Annotated in this window: 22 protein-coding genes; 8 read left to right on the top strand and 14 right to left on the bottom strand. The window is 67.5% G+C overall.

Going from position 1 to position 19,603, the window contains the following annotated elements:
• The first annotated feature begins 157 nt into the window (after positions 1 to 157).
• Together PVZ72_RS18715 and PVZ72_RS18710 are read left to right on the top strand one after the other, a co-directional pair.
• Complete coding sequence (locus PVZ72_RS18715) at positions 158 to 895, top strand: haloacid dehalogenase type II (RefSeq protein ID WP_273862678.1); 738 nt, start codon at positions 158 to 160, stop codon at positions 893 to 895.
• Between the two features lie 13 nt (positions 896 to 908).
• Complete coding sequence (locus PVZ72_RS18710) at positions 909 to 2,213, top strand: leucine-rich repeat-containing protein kinase family protein (protein ID WP_187978644.1); 1,305 nt, start codon at positions 909 to 911, stop codon at positions 2,211 to 2,213.
• On the opposite strand, the gene PVZ72_RS18705 is transcribed toward PVZ72_RS18710, so the two are convergent.
• The 3 genes from PVZ72_RS18705 to PVZ72_RS18695 form a co-directional block, all read right to left on the bottom strand.
• On the bottom strand, positions 2,210 to 2,914 hold the full coding sequence (locus PVZ72_RS18705; RefSeq protein ID WP_187978645.1) for an aspartate/glutamate racemase family protein: 705 nt from the start codon (positions 2,912 to 2,914) through the stop codon (positions 2,210 to 2,212). The genes PVZ72_RS18710 and PVZ72_RS18705 overlap by 4 nt on opposite strands.
• A gap of 274 nt (positions 2,915 to 3,188) precedes the next feature.
• Positions 3,189 to 3,461: a BrnA antitoxin family protein gene (locus PVZ72_RS18700; RefSeq protein WP_133859905.1), complete on the bottom strand. Its 273-nt coding sequence runs from the start codon at positions 3,459 to 3,461 to the stop codon at positions 3,189 to 3,191.
• Positions 3,439 to 3,714: a BrnT family toxin gene (locus PVZ72_RS18695; protein ID WP_133859904.1), complete on the bottom strand. Its 276-nt coding sequence runs from the start codon at positions 3,712 to 3,714 to the stop codon at positions 3,439 to 3,441. Before PVZ72_RS18695 ends, PVZ72_RS18700 begins: the two co-directional genes overlap by 23 nt.
• Positions 3,715 to 3,963: 249 nt before the next feature.
• Here PVZ72_RS18695 and PVZ72_RS18690 point away from each other — a divergent pair, with 249 nt between their 5' ends.
• A complete protein-coding gene (locus PVZ72_RS18690) occupies positions 3,964 to 4,155 on the top strand; it encodes a hypothetical protein (RefSeq protein WP_133859903.1) in 192 nt (63 codons plus the stop codon).
• A 92-nt stretch (positions 4,156 to 4,247) separates the two neighbouring features.
• On the opposite strand, the gene PVZ72_RS18685 is transcribed toward PVZ72_RS18690, so the two are convergent.
• Complete coding sequence (locus tag PVZ72_RS18685; RefSeq protein WP_187978646.1) at positions 4,248 to 5,054, bottom strand: SDR family NAD(P)-dependent oxidoreductase; 807 nt, start codon at positions 5,052 to 5,054, stop codon at positions 4,248 to 4,250.
• A gap of 122 nt (positions 5,055 to 5,176) precedes the next feature.
• On the opposite strand from PVZ72_RS18685, the gene PVZ72_RS18680 reads away from it, so the two are divergent.
• Positions 5,177 to 5,392, top strand: coding sequence for a DUF3820 family protein (locus PVZ72_RS18680; protein WP_158892131.1), 216 nt, complete (start codon positions 5,177 to 5,179; stop codon positions 5,390 to 5,392).
• Here the strand turns inward: PVZ72_RS18680 and PVZ72_RS18675 are convergent.
• The gene (locus PVZ72_RS18675; protein ID WP_273862677.1) at positions 5,389 to 5,841 is read right to left on the bottom strand and encodes a GNAT family N-acetyltransferase; all 453 of its coding nucleotides are present in this window, start codon (positions 5,839 to 5,841) and stop codon (positions 5,389 to 5,391) included. The genes PVZ72_RS18680 and PVZ72_RS18675 overlap by 4 nt on opposite strands.
• 2 nt (positions 5,842 to 5,843) lie before the next feature.
• Entirely contained in the window at positions 5,844 to 6,068 is a 225-nt protein-coding gene (locus tag PVZ72_RS18670; protein ID WP_133859899.1) for a hypothetical protein, read from the bottom strand.
• A 123-nt stretch (positions 6,069 to 6,191) separates the two neighbouring features.
• On the opposite strand from PVZ72_RS18670, the gene PVZ72_RS18665 reads away from it, so the two are divergent.
• Complete coding sequence (locus PVZ72_RS18665) at positions 6,192 to 6,605, top strand: VOC family protein (RefSeq protein ID WP_273862676.1); 414 nt, start codon at positions 6,192 to 6,194, stop codon at positions 6,603 to 6,605.
• Positions 6,606 to 6,636: 31 nt separating this feature from the next.
• Here PVZ72_RS18665 and PVZ72_RS18660 read toward each other — a convergent pair whose 3' ends face one another.
• Positions 6,637 to 6,987: a 4a-hydroxytetrahydrobiopterin dehydratase gene (locus PVZ72_RS18660; RefSeq protein ID WP_187978649.1), complete on the bottom strand. Its 351-nt coding sequence runs from the start codon at positions 6,985 to 6,987 to the stop codon at positions 6,637 to 6,639.
• Positions 6,988 to 7,149: 162 nt separating this feature from the next.
• Here PVZ72_RS18660 and acs point away from each other — a divergent pair, with 162 nt between their 5' ends.
• Positions 7,150 to 9,108, top strand: coding sequence for an acetate--CoA ligase (gene acs, locus PVZ72_RS18655; protein WP_133859896.1), 1,959 nt, complete (start codon positions 7,150 to 7,152; stop codon positions 9,106 to 9,108).
• A 284-nt stretch (positions 9,109 to 9,392) separates the two neighbouring features.
• On the top strand, positions 9,393 to 10,355 hold the full coding sequence (locus tag PVZ72_RS18650; RefSeq protein ID WP_133859895.1) for a GlxA family transcriptional regulator: 963 nt from the start codon (positions 9,393 to 9,395) through the stop codon (positions 10,353 to 10,355).
• 19 nt (positions 10,356 to 10,374) lie between these two features.
• Here the strand turns inward: PVZ72_RS18650 and PVZ72_RS18645 are convergent, their stop codons facing one another.
• The 3 genes from PVZ72_RS18645 to PVZ72_RS18635 all read right to left on the bottom strand — a co-directional run bounded on the left by PVZ72_RS18645 (position 10,375) and on the right by PVZ72_RS18635 (position 14,455).
• Positions 10,375 to 12,939, bottom strand: a complete 2,565-nt coding sequence (locus tag PVZ72_RS18645; protein ID WP_273862675.1) for a bifunctional diguanylate cyclase/phosphodiesterase — start codon at positions 12,937 to 12,939, stop codon at positions 10,375 to 10,377.
• Between the two features lie 176 nt (positions 12,940 to 13,115).
• Positions 13,116 to 13,796, bottom strand: coding sequence for a hypothetical protein (locus tag PVZ72_RS18640; protein ID WP_133859893.1), 681 nt, complete (start codon positions 13,794 to 13,796; stop codon positions 13,116 to 13,118).
• A 59-nt stretch (positions 13,797 to 13,855) separates the two neighbouring features.
• The gene (locus tag PVZ72_RS18635; RefSeq protein WP_273862674.1) at positions 13,856 to 14,455 is read right to left on the bottom strand and encodes a short chain dehydrogenase; all 600 of its coding nucleotides are present in this window, start codon (positions 14,453 to 14,455) and stop codon (positions 13,856 to 13,858) included.
• Between the two features lie 97 nt (positions 14,456 to 14,552).
• On the opposite strand from PVZ72_RS18635, the gene PVZ72_RS18630 reads away from it, so the two are divergent.
• Entirely contained in the window at positions 14,553 to 15,464 is a 912-nt protein-coding gene (locus PVZ72_RS18630) for a LysR family transcriptional regulator (protein ID WP_273862673.1), read from the top strand.
• A 445-nt stretch (positions 15,465 to 15,909) separates the two neighbouring features.
• Here PVZ72_RS18630 and PVZ72_RS18625 read toward each other — a convergent pair whose 3' ends face one another.
• The 4 genes from PVZ72_RS18625 to livH are packed head-to-tail and all read right to left on the bottom strand — an operon-like array spanning position 15,910 to position 19,563.
• The gene (locus tag PVZ72_RS18625) at positions 15,910 to 16,611 is read right to left on the bottom strand and encodes an ABC transporter ATP-binding protein (RefSeq protein WP_007159574.1); all 702 of its coding nucleotides are present in this window, start codon (positions 16,609 to 16,611) and stop codon (positions 15,910 to 15,912) included.
• Positions 16,612 to 16,622: 11 nt separating this feature from the next.
• A complete protein-coding gene (gene livG, locus PVZ72_RS18620; RefSeq protein ID WP_133859890.1) occupies positions 16,623 to 17,390 on the bottom strand; it encodes a high-affinity branched-chain amino acid ABC transporter ATP-binding protein LivG in 768 nt (255 codons plus the stop codon).
• Complete coding sequence (locus tag PVZ72_RS18615) at positions 17,387 to 18,643, bottom strand: high-affinity branched-chain amino acid ABC transporter permease LivM (RefSeq protein ID WP_187978653.1); 1,257 nt, start codon at positions 18,641 to 18,643, stop codon at positions 17,387 to 17,389. Before PVZ72_RS18615 ends, livG begins: the two co-directional genes overlap by 4 nt.
• Complete coding sequence (gene livH / locus PVZ72_RS18610; protein WP_007159571.1) at positions 18,640 to 19,563, bottom strand: high-affinity branched-chain amino acid ABC transporter permease LivH; 924 nt, start codon at positions 19,561 to 19,563, stop codon at positions 18,640 to 18,642. Before livH ends, PVZ72_RS18615 begins: the two co-directional genes overlap by 4 nt.
• Positions 19,564 to 19,603 lie beyond the last annotated feature (40 nt).

The raw sequence follows: 19,603 nt of genomic DNA, 5'->3' as shown, positions 1-19,603 counted from the left end.
AGGCGGGTGCAGCAAACGAGAGGCAGGTCTGTGGAGGTATCGGCAAAAAATCGTAAGACTTTAGCCGTTTCGTCTCGCCTGCCAGTCTGGAACCTTAGCGCGGCTGCACGTCGGGTGCGAGCCCTGGTCGAAGAGGTATCCCTGCCGAGTAGCGACCATGACCCTGACCTGCCTGTTCGACATCAACGAAACCGTGCTCGACCTGTCCGCGCTGGATGGCCTGTTCACCGAGCTGTTCGGTGACCCCCGGAGCCGCACGCTGTGGTTCGCCCAGACCCTGCAGAACGCCATGACCGCCGAGCTCTGTGGCCGGCACGCGCCCTTCGAGGCCCAGGGCCAGGCGGCGCTGGAGATGATCGGCGCACGACTCGGACGGACGCTGACGGCCGCTGACAGACAGCGTGTGGCCAAGGCCCTGCAGGCGCTGCCCGCCCACGCCGATGTCCGAGCCGAGCTCGATTTCGCCCGGGCGCAGGGGGTGCGTTGCATCGCCTTTTCCAACAACGCGCGCGCCGCCACCCAGGCGCAGCTGGCCTACGCCGGCCTGAGCGACGCCTTCGCCGGCATCCTCTCGGCCGAAGACGCCGGTGCCAGCAAACCCGCCACGGCGGCCTATCGCCAGGCCGCCGTCAGCCTGGATCAGCCGGCCGAACAGCTGTGGCTGGTCGCCGTCCATGCCTGGGACATCGCCGGCGCCCAGGCGGCCGGTTTCAAAGGTGCCCTGTTGCAGCGGCAGGCCGAGCAGGTGGCCAACCCCCTTGCGCCGCCCGCGGTGACCGCCGGCACCCTGCAAGAGGCAGTGGCGCGCATTCTGGCGCACGAGGGCCGCAGCCAGCGGCCCGGCGTGCTAACGTCCGCGCCATCACCGGCGGGTGCCGGGTTTTCAAGACAGTGAGAGTCGCTTTCCCATGACGGATACCCTTGCCCGGCTGCGCGCCGGCGAACTGGCCGGGGCCACGCGCCTGACCCTGCGTGCCGACCTGACCGAATTCCCCGAAGAGATCTTCAGCCTGGCCGACAGCCTGGAAATCCTCGACCTGTCGGGCAATCGGCTGACCCGCCTGCCCGCCGACCTGGGCCGGCTGCACCGCTTACGCATTCTCTTCTGCTCGGGCAATCCCTTCACCGAATTGCCCGAGGTGCTCGGCACGCTACCCAGGCTGGAAATGATCGGCTTCAAGGCCTGCCAGCTGGAGCGGGTGAGCGCTGCGGCCCTGCCGCCGCGCCTGCGCTGGCTGATCCTCACCGACAACCGCATCGCCGAGCTACCCGCCGCCCTGGGTGAGCGCCCCGCCTTGCAGAAACTGATGCTGGCCGGCAACCAGTTGCAGAGCCTGCCGCCGTCCATGGCCGACCTGCACCAGCTGGAACTGCTGCGGCTGTCGGCGAATCGCTTCGCGGCGCTGCCCCCGGCCATCCTCGATCTGCCGCGGCTGACCTGGCTGGCCTATGGCGACAATCCCCTGGGGGCCGAGCGCGAGCGCGCGGTGCGCACCCAGGCGGCGCGGCAACAACGCATCGCCTGGAGCGACCTGGTGCTGGGCGAGCGGCTGGGGGAGGGCGCCTCCGGCATCATCCATCAGGCGCGCTGGCAGTCGCCCACGGGGCCGCGCGAGGTCGCCGTCAAGCTGTTCAAGGGCAGCATGACCAGCGATGGAACCCCGGAAAGCGAAAGCGCCGCCAGCCTCAGTGCCGGCACCCATCCCTGGCTGATCGGCGCCCTCGGTGATCTGGCCGAGCATCCCGAGCAGCGCAGTGGCCTGGTGCTGGAGCTGGTGGAGCCGGCCTTCGGCAACCTGGCCGGTCCGCCGAGCTTCACCACCTGCAGCCGTGACGTCTATCCGGAAGACACCCGCTTCACCGCCCGCGCCGTGCGCAGCATGGCGGGCGGCATGGCCAGCGCCCTGGCGCACCTGCACGGGCATGGCCTGGTCCACGGCGACTTCTATGCCCACAACATCCTCTGGGACGGTGGCGCGCGCTGCCTGCTGGGCGACTTCGGCGGCGCCTCGCTGCTGCCCGAGGACCGGACGCAGGCCGCGCGGCTGCAACGCTTCGAAAGTCGCGCCTTCGGTATCCTGCTGGAGGAGTGGCTGACGCGTTGCAGCGAGCCCGTGGATCCGGCGCTGGCGGCCCTGGCCGCGCAGTGCCAGCAGCCCACGCTCGATGCGCGTCCGCTGCTGGCCGAGGTGGCGCAGCGGCTGCACGGCTAGCCCTGGGTCTCGTCCAGCGCCCAGTCCACGGCGGCCAGGGCGTGCAGTCGCGTGGTGTCGAACAGCGGCACCGCGCTGTCGCCCTGGTCCACCAGCAGCATGATCTCGGTGCAGCCGAGCACGATGCCCTCGGCGCCCTGGGCGACCAGCTCGGCGATGATCGCGCGATAGGCTGCCCGCGATTCGGGGCGCACCTCGCCACGTACCAGCTCGTCATAGATGATGCGGTGCACGATCTGGCGCGCGGCCGCGTCAGGCACCACCACTTCCAGGCCGAAGCGCTCGGTCAGCCGCTCGCGATAGAAAGCCTGCTCCATGGTGAAGGCGGTGCCCAGCAGGCCGACGGTCCGCAGGCCCCGGGCGCGGATCGCCGCACCCGTGGGGTCGGCGATGTGCAGCAGCGGCAAGGTCGTGGCCGCCTCGATCTCCGCCGCCAGGCAGTGCATGGTGTTGGTACAGAGCACCAGCGCCTCGGCACCACCGGCGGCCAGTTGCCGCGCATGGTCCTGCAAGCGCTGACCCAGCGCCGTCCAGTCGCCGGCATGCTGCAGCGCGGCGATCTCGGCGAAATCCACCGACAGCAGCAGGCAGGCCGCCGAATGACTGCCGCCCAGCCGGCGCCGGACCTCTTCGTTGAGGATGCGATAGTAGTGCGCCGAGCTTTCCCAGCTCATGCCGCCCAGCAGGCCCAGGGTGCGCATGGTCGTTCTCATAGTGATTGGCGAACGGGCATCTTGGCGTCTGTTTAAGCGGTGCGTGAGGATCAGTAGGCCGGAGATCGAGCAGTACAGTGAGCGGCCTGGTAAGCCGCAAAAAAGTCGAGGGGGATCGGCGGGTGGTTTCCCGATGGAGCTGTGGCGGATGCTGACCCGAGGCCTTGAACGGCAGGTCAGGAAAAGCAGATAGGGAGCGCCCGACTCCTGGTTCGTCCAGGCAGAAGATGAACGCCCAGGGTCATGGCAAGGTGGCGCGCGCTCAGGATGGCGAATGTGTTTTCAGCCAATCCTTGAGCGCGGCATCCATGCGGGTCTGCCAGCCTGAACCCGTCGCGCGGAAGGCGTCGACAACGTGCGGGGAAAGCCGAATGGTGATGCGCTCCTTGGTGACGCTGGCTTGGGGGCGGCCACGACGCAGCTTGGCTTGCAAGGTCACCGGCAATGCACCGATGCGCACCGATTGCTCGACTTTTTCGTCGGTCCACTCCGGGTTTTCCACGTCGATCAATTCAGGATTGAGTGGCTTGCTCATAGCGTTTTACCTCGCGATTGTTTGCCTTGCGGAAGCTGATGACCCGGATGCCAGTGGCGGTTTCGGTGAACACCACGGCGTGCACCCGGCGCGCAATCAGGCCCAGGGCCGAATACCGTACTTCCGGATAGATCCTCCGGTCATCGACCCAGATCAGCGCCGTTTCGAAGTCGAAGTTGGCAACCCCTTCGAAGCTCAGTCCACGAGCGGCGATGTTGGCGATGTTCTTGGCCGGATCGAAGCTTATGTCCATGATTTATTGTATGTACATTAATTGAGGCCGGCAAGACGTCCTTGTACAGCGGATCCCACGGTAGGTGAGGCGGTCTGCCGCTAACGTCGACGAGCCTGGAGGAGGTGGCCTCGATAGCCGTCGAACATGGCTGACATCGTCCGCTCCAGCGCCTGGATACGAGCCCTGATGTCATCAGTGCCCGTGGCACACCCCACGTGCGCAAGCTACGCTTCGAGAGGCCACTCCCGGCCCTTGGAGGTGATCGTCATGCTCAAAGCTCTGTTCGCCGCGGTAGCCCTGACCCTCTTCGCAGCCGCCAGCGTCCAGGCGGCACCCTGCCGGGATGCCCACGGCAAGTTCGTCAAATGCGACACCACCAAGACCAAGGCCGCGCAATGCAAGGATGCCAAGGGCAAGTTCGCCAAGTGCGGTACGCCCGGAGCCACGCCGGTCAACTAGAGGCGGCCAGCCGGACGTCAGGCAGGGTCTTGGTCATGACGCCTCGCCTGACGTCGCCACCTGCGCCTGCCAGCGCCCCGGCGCAAGGGCCGCTAGTCCTTTTCCGCCGACCCCGGCTCCGACCAGGCGCGATGGCGCTCGGCCTTCTGCGCCTCGCTTTCCACCCGATTGAGCACCTCGCCCTCGTGCTGGACTTCGGGGCCGCCGCCATAGACATGGTCGAGGCCCTGCATCAGCGCGGCGTAGCCTTGGGCGGCCACCTGCACCGGATCGTTCTTGGGCCCGGCGCCGACGCTGGTGTCGTCTTCGCCGGCGCGGTGGAAGAAGTTGGTGTCGGTCTGGCCGGGCATGAGTACCGTGAGGGTCACGCCACTGTCCTTGAGTTCGTTGCGCAGGGCGAAGGCGAAGGAGTTGATGAAGGCCTTGGAAGCACCGTAGACGGCCTCGAAGGGAATCGGCGCCGTGGCCGAGATGGACGACGTGAAGAGCACCCGGCCACGGCCGGCGGCGACCATCTCCGGCAACACTAGCTTGGCCAGGTGCACGGTGGACATGACATTGAGCTGGATCAGCGCCATCTCGTCTTCCAGCCGCGTCTGGCCGACGAAGGCGCCGCCCAGGCCGACCCCGGCGTTGAGTACCACGACGTCCAGCGGCCGCCCCTGGCGGCGCAGGAATCTATAGGTCTCTTCCACGCCCACGGCGGTGCGCAGGTCAGCCGCATGACTCCAGACCTTGACTCCCAGGGCGCGCAATTCACGCTCGGCGGCGTCAAGGCCGTCGCCGCGGGAAACCAGCAGCAGATCATGGCCATGGCGGGCCAGCTGCTTGGCCAGTTCGAAGCCGATGCCGCTGGAGGCACCGGTAACGGCGGCCAGTGGCCGGGTAACATTGCTCATGCTGAAATCCTCTGCAGACCTGGTGTAGCTGGGATCGTCGCGGAGAGCTGGTGCTCCCCGCGGCCGACGGTTGACCCCTGACGGCATGGCATAATCGCCAGGCCGTGTAGAGGAGACAAGCGATGCAACCCGCGGATCTGGACGCCCTGGTGACCTGGACCATGCCCTATGGCAAGTACGCCGGCCGCCTGCTGGCCGACCTGCCGGGCCACTACCTCAACTGGTTCGCCCGCAGCGGCTTTCCACCTGGCGAGCTGGGCCGGTTATTGGCGCTGATGCAGGAGATCGACCACAACGGCCTCAAGCCGCTGCTCGATCCGCTGCGCCGCCGGCGCTAGTCCGCCAGGCGACGCATGTCGATATGGGGAATTCCGTCCTCGTCGTACACCGCTGAGCAGGGCGTGAAGCCATAGCGGCCATAGTAGGCCTGCAGATGAGCCTGGGCGGAGAGAAACAGCGAGCGCCCGGGCCAGCGCTCGGCGCAGACGCGCAGGGCTTCCGCCAGCAGCAGGTGCCCCAGCCCGCCGCCGCGGCCCTCGGGGGCGACGATCACCCGGCCGATCACCACGTCCTCGCGTACTGCCCCGAGCAGGCGCAGGTAGGCGTGCAACTGGTCGTCACGCCAGCCGAACAGGTGCCAGACATCCGCTGCCAGATCCAGGCCATCGGCGTCGGGATAGATGCACTGCTGCTCCACCACGAACACCCGGGCGCGCAGCACCAGGGCGGCATAGAGCTCGGCGGTGGTCAGCGCTGGCGCGGCGCGGCAGCTCCACTGGAGGGTCATGGTCAGTCCTTGCGGCGGCCGGACAGCATGCGGAAGCGGTTGCGGTTGAGCAGCACGTAGCCGGTCAGCTGCAATCCCGCTGCGAACAGCAGGCTGCGCATGGCACCGGGTTCGGTGGGACGCGGACCCTGGTAGAGGCCATAGAGGGAGAAGGCCACGCCCAGCAGGCCAAGGATGAAGAAGACCAGGCCGATCTTGGTCAGGCGGGGGAGGTTGCGCAGATTCATGGGCATATCGTCAGAGGCGAAGGCCGCCACGCTAACCGTCCGCGCCGGGCTTGTCGAGCCGATAGGCAGGCGCGACGGACTGGTCTAACGTGGCTTGATGACCCCTGCAGCGGGAGAGCGTCCATGTTCAGCCATGTACAGCTAGGTGCGCGCGATCTGGAGCGCCTGATCGAATTCTACGACAGCGTCTTGCACGAACTCGGGCTGGTGCGCATGCCGGCGGAAGACGACGGTGGCCCGCCCGGGTGTGGCTGGCAGCGGCCGGGGCGGGAGTGGCCGCAATTCTATGTGCAGCTGCCGTTCAACGGCCTGTCGGCCTCCTGGGGCAATGGCGTCCAGGTGAGCTTTGCCGCGCCTAGTCCCGCGGCCGTGGAGGGGGCCTGGCATCGCGCCCTGCAACTGGGCGGCAGCGACGAGGGTGCGCCGGGCATCCGAGCGGGCTACGGACCGGACTTCTATGCCGCCTATTGCCGGGACCCGGAGGGCAACAAGCTGTGTTTCGTCCACGCCGAGGGATTGGCCGCCGCCTGCGACTAGCGTGTGGTCCGGCGATCCGGCGATCCGATGGTCAGACGTTGGCCGCCAGGGCGACTGCGTCGGTACGGGCGGCCATGATGAAGTCGTTGCGGTGCAGGCCGCCGATGTTGTGCGTCCACCAGCTCACCGTCACCGCGCCCCATTCGGTGAGCAGGGCCGGGTGATGGTCCTCGTCCTGGGCCTCGCGGCCGACGCGGTTGGTGAAGTCCAGGGCCTCGAGGAAGTTGCCGAAGGCATAGCGGCGTTCCAGCCGCGCAATCCCCTCGCGTTCCACCAGCGTCCAGCCGGGGACGGCCTTGAGCAATTCGCTGCTGGCGGCCGCGCTCAGGGCCGGCTCGCTGGAGCGGCAGGGGACGCAATGAGAGTGGGCGAGATCGGCCATGGGGCGCTCCTTGGGAAAGAAAGTCACGAAAGGGCAAGGGTAACAGACCCGCCGGTCAGCTCCCGGCGCCCCGTCCGACCATGGTCGAATGGTCCGAAACCGGTGCGCACCGTACAACGGAAGGCAACAAGAACAACAGTTTCCCGCCGAGGAGATCGTCCCATGAGTGCCGCCTTCTACCCGGTCCGCGCGGAAGTCGCTTCCCGGACCCTGACCGATGAAGTCACCTATCGCCGGCTGTACCAGCAGTCCATCCTCAACCCCGATGGCTTCTGGCGCGAGCAGGCCCAGCGCCTGGATTGGATCAAGCCCTTCAGCCGGGTCAAGCAGACCTCCTTCGACGATCATCGCGTCGACATCCAGTGGTTCGCCGATGGCACCCTGAACGCCTCCTACAATTGCCTGGATCGCCACCTGGAAACCCGCGGCGACCAGACCGCCATCATCTGGGAAGGCGACGATCCGGCCGACAGCCGCCACATCACCTACCGCGAACTGCATCGCGAGGTCTGCCAGTTGGCCAACGCCCTACGCGGCCAGGACATCCACCGCGGCGACGTGGTGACCATTTACATGCCGATGATTCCCGAGGCCGTGGTGGCCATGCTGGCCTGCGCCCGCATCGGCGCGGTGCACTCGGTGGTGTTCGGCGGCTTCTCCCCCGAATCCCTGGCCGGCCGCATCAGCGACTGCCAGTCCAAGCTGGTCATCACCGCCGACGAAGGCGTGCGCGGCGGTCGCAAGATCCCGCTCAAGGCCAACGTCGACGAGGCCCTGACCAATCCGGCCACCTATTCGGTGCGCAAGGTGATCGTCTGCAAGCGCACCGGCGCCGACATCGCCTGGCACCGCCACCGCGACGTCTGGTACGAGGACATCACCTCGGTGGCGCCGGAACATTGCGAGCCCAAGGAGATGTCCGCCGAGGCGCCGCTGTTCATCCTCTATACCTCCGGTTCCACCGGCAAGCCCAAGGGCATCCTGCACACCACCGGCGGCTACCTGACCTATGCCGCCCTGACCCACGAGCGGGTCTTCGACTATCGCCCCGGCGAGGTCTACTGGTGCACCGCCGACGTCGGCTGGATCACCGGCCACAGCTACATCGTCTACGGCCCGCTGGCCAATGGCGCCACCACCCTGCTGTTCGAGGGCGTGCCCAACTACCCGGACGTTACCCGCATGGGCCAGGTGGTGGACAAGCACCAGGTCAACGTCCTCTACACCGCCCCCACCGCCATCCGCGCCATGATGGCCCAGGGCGATGCGGCCATGCGCGGCGTCGACGGCAGCAGCCTGCGCCTGCTCGGTTCGGTGGGCGAGCCCATCAACCCCGAGGCCTGGCACTGGTACTACAAGACCGTGGGCCAGGAGCGCTGCCCCATTGTCGACACCTGGTGGCAGACCGAGACCGGTGGCATCCTCATCAGCCCGCTGCCGGGCGCCATCGGCCAGAAGCCCGGTTCGGCGACCCGTCCCTTCTTCGGCATCCAGCCGGCGCTGGTGGACAACGAGGGCAACCTGCTCGACGGCGCCGTGGAAGGCAACCTGGTGATCCTCGATTCCTGGCCGGGCCAGTCGCGCTCCATCTATGGCGATCACGATCGCTTCGTCGACACCTACTTCAAGACCTTCAAGGGCATGTACTTCACCGGCGACGGCGCCCGCCGCGACGAGGACGGCTACTACTGGATCACCGGTCGCGTCGACGACGTGCTCAACGTCTCCGGCCACCGCATGGGCACCGCCGAGATCGAGAGCGCCCTGGTGGCCCATCCCAAGGTGGCCGAGGCCGCGGTGGTGGGCATGCCCCACGACCTCAAGGGCCAGGGCATCTATGTCTACGTCACCCTCAACCAGGGCGAGGAGGGCAACGAAGCCCTGCGCCAGGAGCTCAAGCAGTGGGTGCGCAAGGAAATCGGCCCCATCGCCACCCCCGATGTGATCCAGTGGGCGCCGGGTCTGCCCAAGACCCGCTCCGGCAAGATCATGCGGCGGATCCTGCGCAAGATCGCCGTGGGTGAATACGACTCGCTCGGTGACATCTCCACCCTGGCCGATCCGGGCGTGGTGCAGCATCTGGTCGGGACCCATCAGCAGATGAGCCAGGCCGTCGCCTGATCCAGCGGCCTCAGCGACCGCCCGCTATCGTCCAGGTAGCGGGCGGTTTCCTTTTTGGCGGTCCTGTAAGGACGTGTCGCCAGGGTAGAAGCCGCCGCCGTTGCGCTGGCGCTAGAATCGCGCCAGCCGGCGGGCCGCAGGGCACTCCGGTCCGCTACCCGGGGCAAAGGCCGGGACAGGGGCAGCGCTCCGGCGTACCATGCGTGCCACCCCACAAGGGTTTCATGGCGCGCGGGCCCCGGATTGGTCGCCCCCGCCGCTCTCGACAGGAAGCCAGACGTTAGATGACCATCCGCATCGCCTTTCTGCTGTGGCCCGACGTTCGTCCGCTGACCGTGGGCCTGGTCGAGGAAGCGCTGGAACTCGCCTCGCGCCATTCGAGCGATACGCCCTACGAGGTGCGCTTTCTGCAGGCCGGCAGCGAGTTGCAGCCGCGACTGCCGGGTGGCCACTGGGAAGGGCAGCTGGAACGCCTGGATCGGCTCTTCGTGCTGGCCGACGAACCCTCGCCGCCGCTGCCGCCACCGCTGGTCGCGGCCCTGCGCCAGACCGCCCGGGCCGGTGTGGTGATGGGCGGTTTTTCCGCTGGCGTGCACATCCTCGCCCAGCTCGGGCTGCTCGACGGTCATCGCGCCGCCGTGCATTGGCGCTGGCTGGAGGAATTCAGCGAGCAATTTCCCAAGGTCATCGCCACCCACCACCTCTACGAGTGGGACCGCGATCGCCTGACCGCCTGTGGCGGCCTGGCCATCCTCGATCTGCTGCTGGCCATGATCGGCCGTGACCGCGACGCCGAGCAGGCCGGCACCATCGCCGAGGAGCTGATCGTCGAGCGGCTGCGCGAAGGCAGCGAGCGACAGCGCATTCCGCTGAAGAATCGGCTGGGGTCGAGTCATCCCAAGCTGACCCAGGCGGTGATGCTGATGGAGGCCAACATCGAAGAGCCCCTCACCACCGACGAGATCGCCCAGCACGTCTGCGTCTCCCGCCGGCAGCTGGAGCGGATCTTCAAGCAATACCTGGCCCGTGTACCCAGCCAGTACTACCTGGAGTTGCGGCTGAACCGGGCGCGCAAGATGCTCACCCAGACCAGCAAGTCGATCATCCAGATCGGCCTGTCCTGCGGCTTCTCGTCGGGGCCGCATTTCTCCAGCGCCTATCGCAACTTCTTTGGCGTCACCCCCCGCGACGACCGCAACCAGCGGCGTGGCGCGGCGGGCGAGGGCAGCATGGTGGCCGAGCGCTAGGCGCCGAGCCCCTGCCGATTCAGCTCAGCGACTCGGTCGCCAGTTCGTCCAGCCAGGCGCCCAGCTGGTCGGCCGGCAGGGGCGCGCCGCAATGGAAGCCCTGGATCTCGTCCGCCGGCAGGTGCTGCAGCTGGCGCAGGTGCTCGGCGTCTTCCACCCCCTTGAGGGTCACCCTTAGCCCCAGCGAGCGGCCGAGATCGATCATGGCCCGCACCAGGGCGCTGTCTTCCGGCGCCTGATGGTGGCGGGCGATGAGGCTGCGATCCAGGCGGATGCCGTCCAGCGGATAGCGGCGCAGATAGGCCAGGGAGCAGAGGCCGGAACCGAAGTCGTCCAGGCACAGGCGTACGCCCAGGCCCTTGAGCGCGCCCAGGGTGTTGGCCACGTCTGCGGCCGGATCCAGCAGGGTGCGTTCGGTGAGTTCCAGCTCCAGGCGCGACGCCGCCAGGCCGCTCTGGTAGAGCGCCTCGGCCACGGTCTGCACCGGATCTTCGTTGGCGTGGAATTGCTGCGGCGACAGATTGACCGACACCGAGAGTCGTTCCGGCCAGCCCTGGGCATCGTGGCAGGCGGTCTCCAGCACCCAGCGTCCCAGGCGCTGGCCGAGGCCGGCGTCCTCGGCCAGGGTCAGGAAGTCCAGCGGCTCCAGCAGCCCCTGGGTCGGATGCTCCCAGCGCACCAGCGCCTCGAAGCCACGCAGGCTGCCATCGGCCAGACAACGCCGCGGCTGGTAGTAGAGGCTGAGACGGTCATCGCGCAGGGCCTGGCGCAGGTCCTGCTCCAGCTGCCGGCGCAATAGCACCTGTTCGTTCATGGCCGGCTCGTGGAAGCGCCAGGTGCCGCGGCCAGCGGCCTTGGCCTGGTAGAGGGCGATATCGGCCAGGCGCAGCAGTTCCGCCGGGATGTCGGTATCCCGCGGCGCCAGGGCCACGCCCAGGCTGCTGCCGATGAAGACCCGCTGCTGGCCGAGGCGGAAGGGTTGGCGCAACTGCTCCACCAGCCGTCGACAGAGGTCGGCGATGGCGCCCGGGTCGCGATCGCCGCTGAGCACCACGCAGAATTCATCGCCGCCCAGGCGGGCCACCAGATCGGTGGCGGTCACGTTCTGCCGCAGACGCTGCGCCGCTTCCTGCAGGACCTGATCGCCGGCGGCATGGCCGAGGGCGTCGTTGACCGTCTTGAATCTATCCAGGTCCAGGCTGATCAGCGCCAGGGGCCGCGGCTCCGGTCCTTCCAGGTGGGTGGCGAGAAACTGGTGCAGGCGATGGCGATTGGGCAGGCCGGTCAGGGGGTCGTGCCAGGACAGGTGCTGGACCTGGGCCAGGGCCTCGATCTCGTCGGTGAGGTCGGTGACGGTGCCGCGATAGCCACCCTCGGGAATGGCCCGGGCGGCGACCCGACAGGTGCGTTCGCGGCCGTTGCCGTCCAGGTAGTGACAGACCAGCGGCGGCCGCGGCTTGCGGTCGTGCGCCTGGCCGGCGAGCCAGTGCGCCAGGGTGTCGGCATGGGGCGTCAGGAGTTCGTTGAGCGGTCGCCCCAGCCAGCGGTTGGTGGCTTCCCCGGTGACTTCGGCGAAGCGATCCGAGACATAGACCAGGCGCAGGGTGGCGTCGACCTCCCACAGCCAGTCCGAGGTGGCCTCGGCGATGTCGCGGAAGCGCCGCTCACCGATGGCCAGTTCGCTGCGACTGGCCAGCAGGTCATCGTACTGGGCATCCAGCTGGCGCATCGACAGCAGCGCCTGGCGAAACAGCCAGATCAGCCCCAGCAGCAGGATCAGCACCCCACCGCCGAACAGCGGCAGGGTCTGCTGCATCAGCCACAATCCCGGTCGCGGCGGGCGCCAGGTCAGCTGATAGCCGGAGCCGGGCAGTTGCCAGCTGGCACGGCTGCCAGCCGGGTCGGTGGTGATGCTCAGCGGCGGCAGGTTGTTGGCTTCGCTCAGGGCGGCCAGCCGGGCGGGACTCAGCACATTGACGAAGACCAGCACCGAGGCCGGCGCCTCCTGGGGGCGGACGCCGGCATGATCGCCCGGGGTGATGGCGGCGGCGGCCACCAGCGCCGGCATCCCGGCCACGGTCAGCACACCGGACACGCTGCCGGCGCGGGCGTCGGCGCTGCGTGCCGCTGCCAGCAGGCCGGCGATGTCGCCCTGCAGCCAGGGCGTAGCGGGATCGGCCAGTTGGCCATTGAGCAGGCGATAGCGGGGGCGGTCCTGGCCGTCGAATACCAGCACCCCTTCGTAGCCATAGACGCGGTACAGCGATTCGCCGAGGTTGCCCTGGTCGTAGGCCCAGTCGGGGTCCAGTTCCTGATGCAGGCGGCGATAGGCCTCGTCCCATTTGCTGTAGTCGATCAGGTTGCGGGCGACCTCTTCGTCGAGGCGGGTAAAGGTGCGACCGATCGCGCGTTCGGTGTGCTGGGCGACGGTGGCATCCTGGCGCACGGCATTGTCGACCAGCAGATAGCAACCCAGGCCGATAAGGCCGAGGAGCAGTACGCAGAGCGCCGGGAACAGCCGCAGGAGGACGGTATGGCCCCGCCGACGCGGTAAGGCGCTGCGGGACGCGGGAGATGTTGGCATGCCTGGACCCTGGCTGGATGAGCGTTCCTGTGGCTTCGCCCGGCGCGACCCGGAGGTGGCCAAGCGAAGCGGATGAAGCCTTGCCGTCGCTAGACTAGCCCCTGGGGGCGCACGACGCTAAACGTAAAGCGGAAGATGCCAAGGGGATCGCGCTAAGCATCGCGCGAACGCCCGACTTAGGTGGGGTTGCCGGCACCACCGTAGAAGGCGCAGCCCTGCCAGGTCTGGCCATTGATGCGCAATTCGGCCTGCAGCGACTGCACGGTGCCGGTCCGGCCATCCACGCAGCGCCGGGGATTGATCCACAGCTCGACCTTCTCGCCATTGGCCTCGGTGGACAGGGCGCGCATGCCGCCGGGCAATTCTTCCTGCACGAAGGGCAGGGCGCGGCGCTGTTGGCCGGCGGTACTGACCAGCATGCCCTGGTTGCTGACCTGGACGCTCCAGTCCGGTCCATGGCCACCGGCATTCATGGCGGTACGCTTGAAGTTGGGATCGCTGCAGCCCGGACCGCTGTACTGCACGCGGTAGACGTCGGTGACGGCGAACACGCCCTGGGCGCCATCGCGACCGCCGGACTTGAGCTTGCCGCGCAGATCGGCGAATAGCGAAGCGGCACCGCTGTCGGCGGCCAGTTCATGGGCATCGCGCAGGATGGCGGTGTTGTTGGCGTCGGTGACGTCGAAGAAGCGCTGTTCCTGGCAGGGGCGGAACAGCAGCTGGTCACCGTTCCAGCGCAGATCGCCCTGCAGGCGCTCGCCGCCCGGTGCACGCGGGGTGTCGTCGCTCTGGAACAGGCTGCAGCCGCCGAGGAGGCCGAGCAGGGCAAGGGGAAAGATGGCACGCGGCGCAGGCATCGCAGGACTCCGACTGAGGTGGGCACACGTTACTCAGACAGCGCCGCGAGCTCAAGGACTTACCAGACGCGATAAGTCTTGCCGGTTTCCCGCCCTTCCACGCTGCGTTCGTAGGCCAGGGTAGCCTCGGCCCCCGATACCGCCTTGAAGCCGCGGAAGAAATCGCCGTAGTGCCCCAGCGATTCCTCCAGCACCGTCGGACTCACGGCATTGATCCGCTGACCCCGCGGCAGCTCGATGGCCGCGCCGCGGACGAAGCCCTCCAGGGCGGCATTGACCATGGCCGCCGAGCTGCCCTGAGCGATGGGCTGTTCGCTGAGGATGCCGGTGGTCAGGGTAAAGGAGGCACCCTCGGCCGCCTGGGTCTGGCCCAGCAGCACCAGGTTGACCTGGCCCATCAGCTTGTCCTGCAGGCCCTTCTGATAGGCCTCGGGCGTCATCTCGGTGAAGGGGGCGAAGGTCACCGACCCCACCGCGCTGACCAGGGCGTCGAAGCGCCCGACCTGGGCGAACAGGGCGCGGATGGAATCCGCTTGGGTGATGTCGACCTGCAGATCGCCGGATTGGCGGCCAACGCGGATCAGCTCGTGGCGGCTACCCAGGCGTTCGGCGATGGCGCTGCCCAGGGTACCGCTGGCACCGACGAGGATGATTTTCATGAGGCGACTCCGTGAAGGGAAGGAGTCTCCAGCCTAGAATGGCGCATTGCTCTGATAAATCACCTGAATGGCAATCCAGTGTTTCCCGGAGGAAACGATGCAGGACGATTTCGCCGATCTCGCCGCCTTCGCCATCCTCTGTGAAAGCGGCAGCTTCACCCGCGCCGCCGAGCGCCTGGGCTGCAGCAAGGGGCAACTGTCGAAGCGCATCCGGGCGCTGGAGGTACGCCTGGAGACCCGCCTGCTGCACCGTACCACCCGACGTCTCGATCCCACCCCTGCCGGACGCGCCCTGCTGCCCGAGGCGCAGGCCCTGGTGCGCCAGCGCGAGCGGGCCCTGCAGAGCGTGGCCCGCCTGCAGGAGGAGGCAGCCGGGCCGGTACGCCTGACCGTGCCGGTGTCCCTGGGCTACACCTTTTTCGAGGTGCTGCTGGCCTGTCGCGCCACCCATCCCGCCATCCAGCTGGACCTGGTGCTGGACAACGGCTATCGCGACCTGGTGGCCGAGGGTTTCGACCTGGCGATTCGCGCCCGGCTGGACCCGGACGAACGTCTGGTCGCGCGACCGCTGTTCGCCATGCAGGAGGTGACCTGCGCGGCACCCGCCTATCTGGCCGGGCGCGAGGTCCCCCAGGCGCCCGAGGAGCTGCTCGGCCACCGCTGCCTGGTCAACAGCCACTATGCCAAGGGAGAGGTCTGGCTCTATCACCGCGAGCACCGACTCGACCGCGTGCAGGTAATCCCCAGCCTGGCCTGCAATCACTACAGCCTGCTCAAGCAGGCGGCCCTGGCCGGGCAGGGTATCGCCCGGCTGCCCTCGTTCATGGTGCACGAAGAGCTGGCCAGTGGCGCCCTGGTCTGGCTGCTCAGGGACTGGCGCACCCCCAGCCAGCCGCTGTTTCTGGGGCATCCCTACCAGGGTGGCCTGCCCAAGCGAACACGGGTGGTGGCGGAGGCCCTGAGCGACTGGTTCGAGCGTAGTCGGCAGCGCCTGGAGGCGTTGGGGTAGCGGAGCCGATGAGCTGAACGCTGGTGCGGATAGCCCCCTCTCCCCGCAGGAGAGGGCTGGGGTGAGGGCACCCTTCGCGAGGACGCCCCGGTGGAAAAGGCTGCGCCGTTTTCCACGCTACGGTGCTGTTGGGCTTCGACGATGGAGCCGTCTCAACCCAACCTACGTGGCGCACGGATAGCCCCCTCTCCCTGCGGGAGAGGGCTGGGGTGAGGGCACTCTTCGCCAGGAAGTCCCAGTGGAAAAGGCTGCGCCGTTTTCCACGCTACGGTGCTGTTGGGCTTCGATGGAGCCAACCTACGTGGCGCACAGATAGCTCCCTCTCCCCGCGGGAGAGGGCTGGGGAGAGGGCACTCTTCGCCAGGAAGCCCCGGTGGAAAAGGCTGCGCCGTTTTCCACGCTACGGTGCTGTTGGTCGAGGCATGTGGGGTGGCGACGGGGTGACTCAACCGCCCAGATAGGCCTTGCGCACGTCCGGGTTGGCCAGCAGCTCGGCGCCGCTGTCCTGCATGACGATGCGGCCGTTCTCCAGCACGTAGCCGCGGTCGGCCAGTTTGAGCGCCTGGTTGGCGTTCTGCTCGACCAGGAACACTGTCACCCCATCCTGGCGCAGCTGTTCGATGATCTCGAAGATCTGCTGGATGATGATGGGCGCCAGGCCCAGCGACGGCTCGTCGAGCAGCAGCAGGCGCGGCTCGCTCATCATCGCCCGGCCGATGGCGAGCATCTGCTGCTCGCCGCCGGACATGGTGCCGGCGCGCTGGGCATAGCGCTCCTTGAGGCGCGGGAAGAGGCCGAGGACCTTCTCCAGCTGGCGGTCGTAGGCGTGCTTGTCGGTGAAGAAGCCGCCCATGGCCAGGTTCTCCTCCACGGTCAGGCGGGCGAATACCCGGCGACCCTCGGGCACCACGGCGATGCCCTTGCGCATGATCTGCGCGGTTTCCTGGCCGACCAGCTCCTCGCCTTCGTAGCGGATGCTGCCGCCGTGGGCCCGCGGGGTACCGCAGAGGGTCATCAGCAGGGTGGACTTGCCGGCCCCGTTGGCACCGATCAGAGTGACGATCTCGCCCCGGTTCACCTGCACGCTGACGCCATGCAGCGCCTGGATCTTGCCGTAGAAGGTGGAGACGTTGTCGAACTGCAGCATGGTGGTCTCCATCAGGATTCGCCCAGGTAGGCCTTGATCACGTCGGGGTTGTTGCGGATCTGCTCCGGCGTCCCGTCGGCCAGGGGGGTACCCTGGTTGATCACCACGATGTGGTCGGAAATGCTCATCACCAGGTGCATGTCGTGCTCGATCAGGAGCACGGTCACGCCGTGCTCGGCGCGCAGCAGGGCGATGAGCGCCTTGAGGTCCTCGGTCTCGCGCGGGTTGAGGCCGGCGGCCGGCTCGTCGAGCATGAGGATCTGCGGGCGGGTCATCATGCAGCGGGCGATTTCCAGGCGGCGCTGCTGGCCGTAGGCGAGGTTGCCGGCGTTGCGGTTGGCGAATTCGGTGAGGTTGACCTGCTCCAGCCAGAAGCGCGCATAGTCCATGGCCTCGGCTTCGCTCTTGCGAAAGGCCGGGGTCTTGAACAGCCCGGCCAGGAAGCCGGTGTTGAGGTGGCGGTGCTGGGCCACCAGCAGGTTCTCCACCGCGGTCATTTCCTTGAACAGGCGGACGTTCTGGAAGGTGCGCACCACGCCCTTGCGGGCGATCTTGTGCCCGGGCAGTCCCTGGATGGCTTCGCCATTGAGCAGGATCTCGCCGCCGCTGGGCCGGTAGAAGCCGGTCAGGCAGTTGAACACCGTGGTCTTGCCGGCGCCATTGGGGCCGATCAGCGAGACCACCTGGCCCTGTTCCACGCGGATGTTGACGCCGTTGACGGCCAGCAGGCCGCCGAATCTCATGGATAGGCCGGAGACATCGAGAAGGGCTTGGCTCATTTGTGCAACTCCAGGTGCGGGCGTTGCATCGGGAGCAGGCCTTGCGGACGCCAGATCATCATCACGACCATCAGCAGGCCGAACATCAACATGCGGTATTCGCTGAATTCGCGCATCAGCTCCGGCAGCAGGATCATCACGATGGCCGCGAGGATCACGCCGAGCTGGGAGCCCATGCCGCCCAGCACCACGATGGCCAGGATGATGGCCGATTCGATGAAGGTGAAGGATTCCGGCGACACCAGGCCCTGGCGCGCGGCGAAGAAGCTGCCGGCGAAACCGGCGAAGCAGGCGCCCAGGGTAAAGGCCGAGAGCTTGATCAGCGTGGGGTTCAGGCCCAGGGCGCGGCAGGCGATCTCGTCTTCGCGCAGGGCTTCCCAGGCGCGGCCGATGGGCATGCGCAGGAGGCGGTTGATCACGAACAGGGTCAGCAGCACCAGCAACAGGGCGATCAGGTAGAGGAAGATCACCTTGTATTCGGAGTTGTAGGGAATGCCGAAATACTCGTGGAAGGGCGTCATGCCCTCCGGGGCCCGGCGTTCGAAGGTCAGGCCGAACAGGGTCGGTTTTTCGATGCCGCTGATGCCATTGGGGCCGCCGGTCCACTGGGTGAGGTTGCGCAGGAGGATGCGGATGATCTCGCCGAAGCCCAGGGTGACGATGGCCAGGTAGTCGCCGCGCAGGCGCAGCACCGGGAAGCCGAGCAGGAAGCCGAACAGCGCCGCCATCAGCCCCGCCAGCGGCAGGCAGACCCAGAAGCCCAGGCCGTAGTAGTGGGAGAGCATGGCGTAGGTGTAGGCGCCGACGGCATAGAAGCCGACGTAGCCCAGGTCGAGCAGACCGGCCAGCCCCACCACGATGTTCAGGCCGAGGCCGAGCATCACGTAGATGAGGATCAGGGTGGCGATGTCCACCGCGCCGCGCGAGCCGTAGAAGGGCCACACCAGGGCGATCAGCACCAGGCCGAGGATCACCCAGCGCTGGGTCTTGGGTTCGGTGAGCTTGGTGCCCAGGCCGGTGGCCGGCAGCTGCAGGCCGCCATTGCGGCGCCAGCCGGCGGTGAGCGGGTCACGCACCAGTTGCCAGACGAACATCAGCACCGCGGCCAGGGCCACGATCCAGAGGGTGCGCGGCGGGGCGCCGTGCACTTCCAGGTTGACGCCCACCGTCTCCAGCTTGAGGCCGAGGATGGGATAGGCGACGGCCAGCACCAGCAGGGCGCTGAAGAAGGCGGTTCGCAGACGGGCACTCATACCTTTTCCACCTCCGGGCGACCGAGGATGCCGGTGGGGCGGAACAGCAGCACCAGCACCAGCAGGCTGAAGGCCACCACGTCCTTGTACTGGTCACCGAAGACGTCGGCGCCAAAGGCCTCGGCCACGCCCAGCACCAGGCCGCCGAGCATGGCGCCGGGGATGCTGCCGATGCCGCCGAGCACGGCGGCGGTGAAGGCCTTGATACCGGCCAGGAAGCCCAGACTCGGATTGATCACGCCGTACTGGATGCCCAGCAGCACCGCGGCCACGGCGGCGAGGGTGGCACCGATGACGAAGGTCAGGGCGATGATGCCGTTGGTGTTGATGCCCAGCAGGTTCGCCATCTTGATGTCCTCGGCGCAGGCGCGGCAGGCGCGGCCCAGGCGGGAGCGGGAGATGAACCAGGTGAGGCCGAACATGGTGAGCAGGGTGACGATGAAGATCAGCACCTGCACATAGGAGATCACCACGCCGTTCATGGCGTCGGTGCCGATGATGAAGTTGCCCGGCAGCAGGTTGGGGATCGACTTGTCCTTGGAATCCTGGGCCAGCAGCACCCAGTTCTGCAGGAAGATCGACATGCCGATCGCCGAGATCAGCGGGATCAGCCGGTTACCGCCACGCAGGGGGCGATAGGCGATGCGTTCGATGCTGTAGCCGTAGGCACTGGCGATGATGATGCTGGCGCCAAAGGCGGCGAGCATGACGATGGGCAGGCTGTGGATACCCAGCATGGCCAGGCCGGCGATGGCGATGAAGGCCACGTAGGAGCCGATCATGTACACCTCGCCATGGGCGAAGTTGATCATGCCGATGATGCCGTAGACCATGGTGTAGCCGATGGCGATCAGCGCATAGGTGCTGCCGACCGTGAGGCCGTTCACCAGCTGTTGCAGGTAGTGGTAGAACTCGGGCATGGGTGTCTCCAGGGGACCTTGGTGCACTTCTGGTGCGGGT

The sequence above is a fragment of the Pseudomonas sp. LA5 genome, from assembly GCF_028640825.1.
In the GTDB taxonomy this organism is placed as follows: Bacteria; Pseudomonadota; Gammaproteobacteria; order Pseudomonadales; family Pseudomonadaceae; genus Chryseomonas; species Chryseomonas aestiva.
The sequence above is the reverse complement of the archived record's forward strand: the minus strand, read 5'-3'. Positions and strand labels throughout refer to the sequence as shown.

Bases quoted from the DNA above. Each gene is read 5' to 3' on its own strand.
- PVZ72_RS18715 (WP_273862678.1), top strand. From the start codon at position 158: ATGACCCTGACCTGCCTGTTCGACATCAACGAAACCGTGCTCGACCTG.
- PVZ72_RS18710 (WP_187978644.1), top strand. From the start codon at position 909: ATGACGGATACCCTTGCCCGGCTGCGCGCCGGCGAACTGGCCGGGGCC.
- PVZ72_RS18705 (WP_187978645.1), bottom strand. From the start codon at position 2,914: ATGCGCACCCTGGGCCTGCTGGGCGGCATGAGCTGGGAAAGCTCGGCG.
- PVZ72_RS18700 (WP_133859905.1), bottom strand. From the start codon at position 3,461: ATGAGCAAGCCACTCAATCCTGAATTGATCGACGTGGAAAACCCGGAG.
- PVZ72_RS18695 (WP_133859904.1), bottom strand. From the start codon at position 3,714: ATGGACATAAGCTTCGATCCGGCCAAGAACATCGCCAACATCGCCGCT.
- PVZ72_RS18690 (WP_133859903.1), top strand. From the start codon at position 3,964: ATGCTCAAAGCTCTGTTCGCCGCGGTAGCCCTGACCCTCTTCGCAGCC.
- PVZ72_RS18685 (WP_187978646.1), bottom strand. From the start codon at position 5,054: ATGAGCAATGTTACCCGGCCACTGGCCGCCGTTACCGGTGCCTCCAGC.
- PVZ72_RS18680 (WP_158892131.1), top strand. From the start codon at position 5,177: ATGCAACCCGCGGATCTGGACGCCCTGGTGACCTGGACCATGCCCTAT.
- PVZ72_RS18675 (WP_273862677.1), bottom strand. From the start codon at position 5,841: ATGACCCTCCAGTGGAGCTGCCGCGCCGCGCCAGCGCTGACCACCGCC.
- PVZ72_RS18670 (WP_133859899.1), bottom strand. From the start codon at position 6,068: ATGAATCTGCGCAACCTCCCCCGCCTGACCAAGATCGGCCTGGTCTTC.
- PVZ72_RS18665 (WP_273862676.1), top strand. From the start codon at position 6,192: ATGTTCAGCCATGTACAGCTAGGTGCGCGCGATCTGGAGCGCCTGATC.
- PVZ72_RS18660 (WP_187978649.1), bottom strand. From the start codon at position 6,987: ATGGCCGATCTCGCCCACTCTCATTGCGTCCCCTGCCGCTCCAGCGAG.
- acs (WP_133859896.1), top strand. From the start codon at position 7,150: ATGAGTGCCGCCTTCTACCCGGTCCGCGCGGAAGTCGCTTCCCGGACC.
- PVZ72_RS18650 (WP_133859895.1), top strand. From the start codon at position 9,393: ATGACCATCCGCATCGCCTTTCTGCTGTGGCCCGACGTTCGTCCGCTG.
- PVZ72_RS18645 (WP_273862675.1), bottom strand. From the start codon at position 12,939: ATGCCAACATCTCCCGCGTCCCGCAGCGCCTTACCGCGTCGGCGGGGC.
- PVZ72_RS18640 (WP_133859893.1), bottom strand. From the start codon at position 13,796: ATGCCTGCGCCGCGTGCCATCTTTCCCCTTGCCCTGCTCGGCCTCCTC.
- PVZ72_RS18635 (WP_273862674.1), bottom strand. From the start codon at position 14,455: ATGAAAATCATCCTCGTCGGTGCCAGCGGTACCCTGGGCAGCGCCATC.
- PVZ72_RS18630 (WP_273862673.1), top strand. From the start codon at position 14,553: ATGCAGGACGATTTCGCCGATCTCGCCGCCTTCGCCATCCTCTGTGAA.
- PVZ72_RS18625 (WP_007159574.1), bottom strand. From the start codon at position 16,611: ATGCTGCAGTTCGACAACGTCTCCACCTTCTACGGCAAGATCCAGGCG.
- livG (WP_133859890.1), bottom strand. From the start codon at position 17,390: ATGAGCCAAGCCCTTCTCGATGTCTCCGGCCTATCCATGAGATTCGGC.
- PVZ72_RS18615 (WP_187978653.1), bottom strand. From the start codon at position 18,643: ATGAGTGCCCGTCTGCGAACCGCCTTCTTCAGCGCCCTGCTGGTGCTG.
- livH (WP_007159571.1), bottom strand. From the start codon at position 19,563: ATGCCCGAGTTCTACCACTACCTGCAACAGCTGGTGAACGGCCTCACG.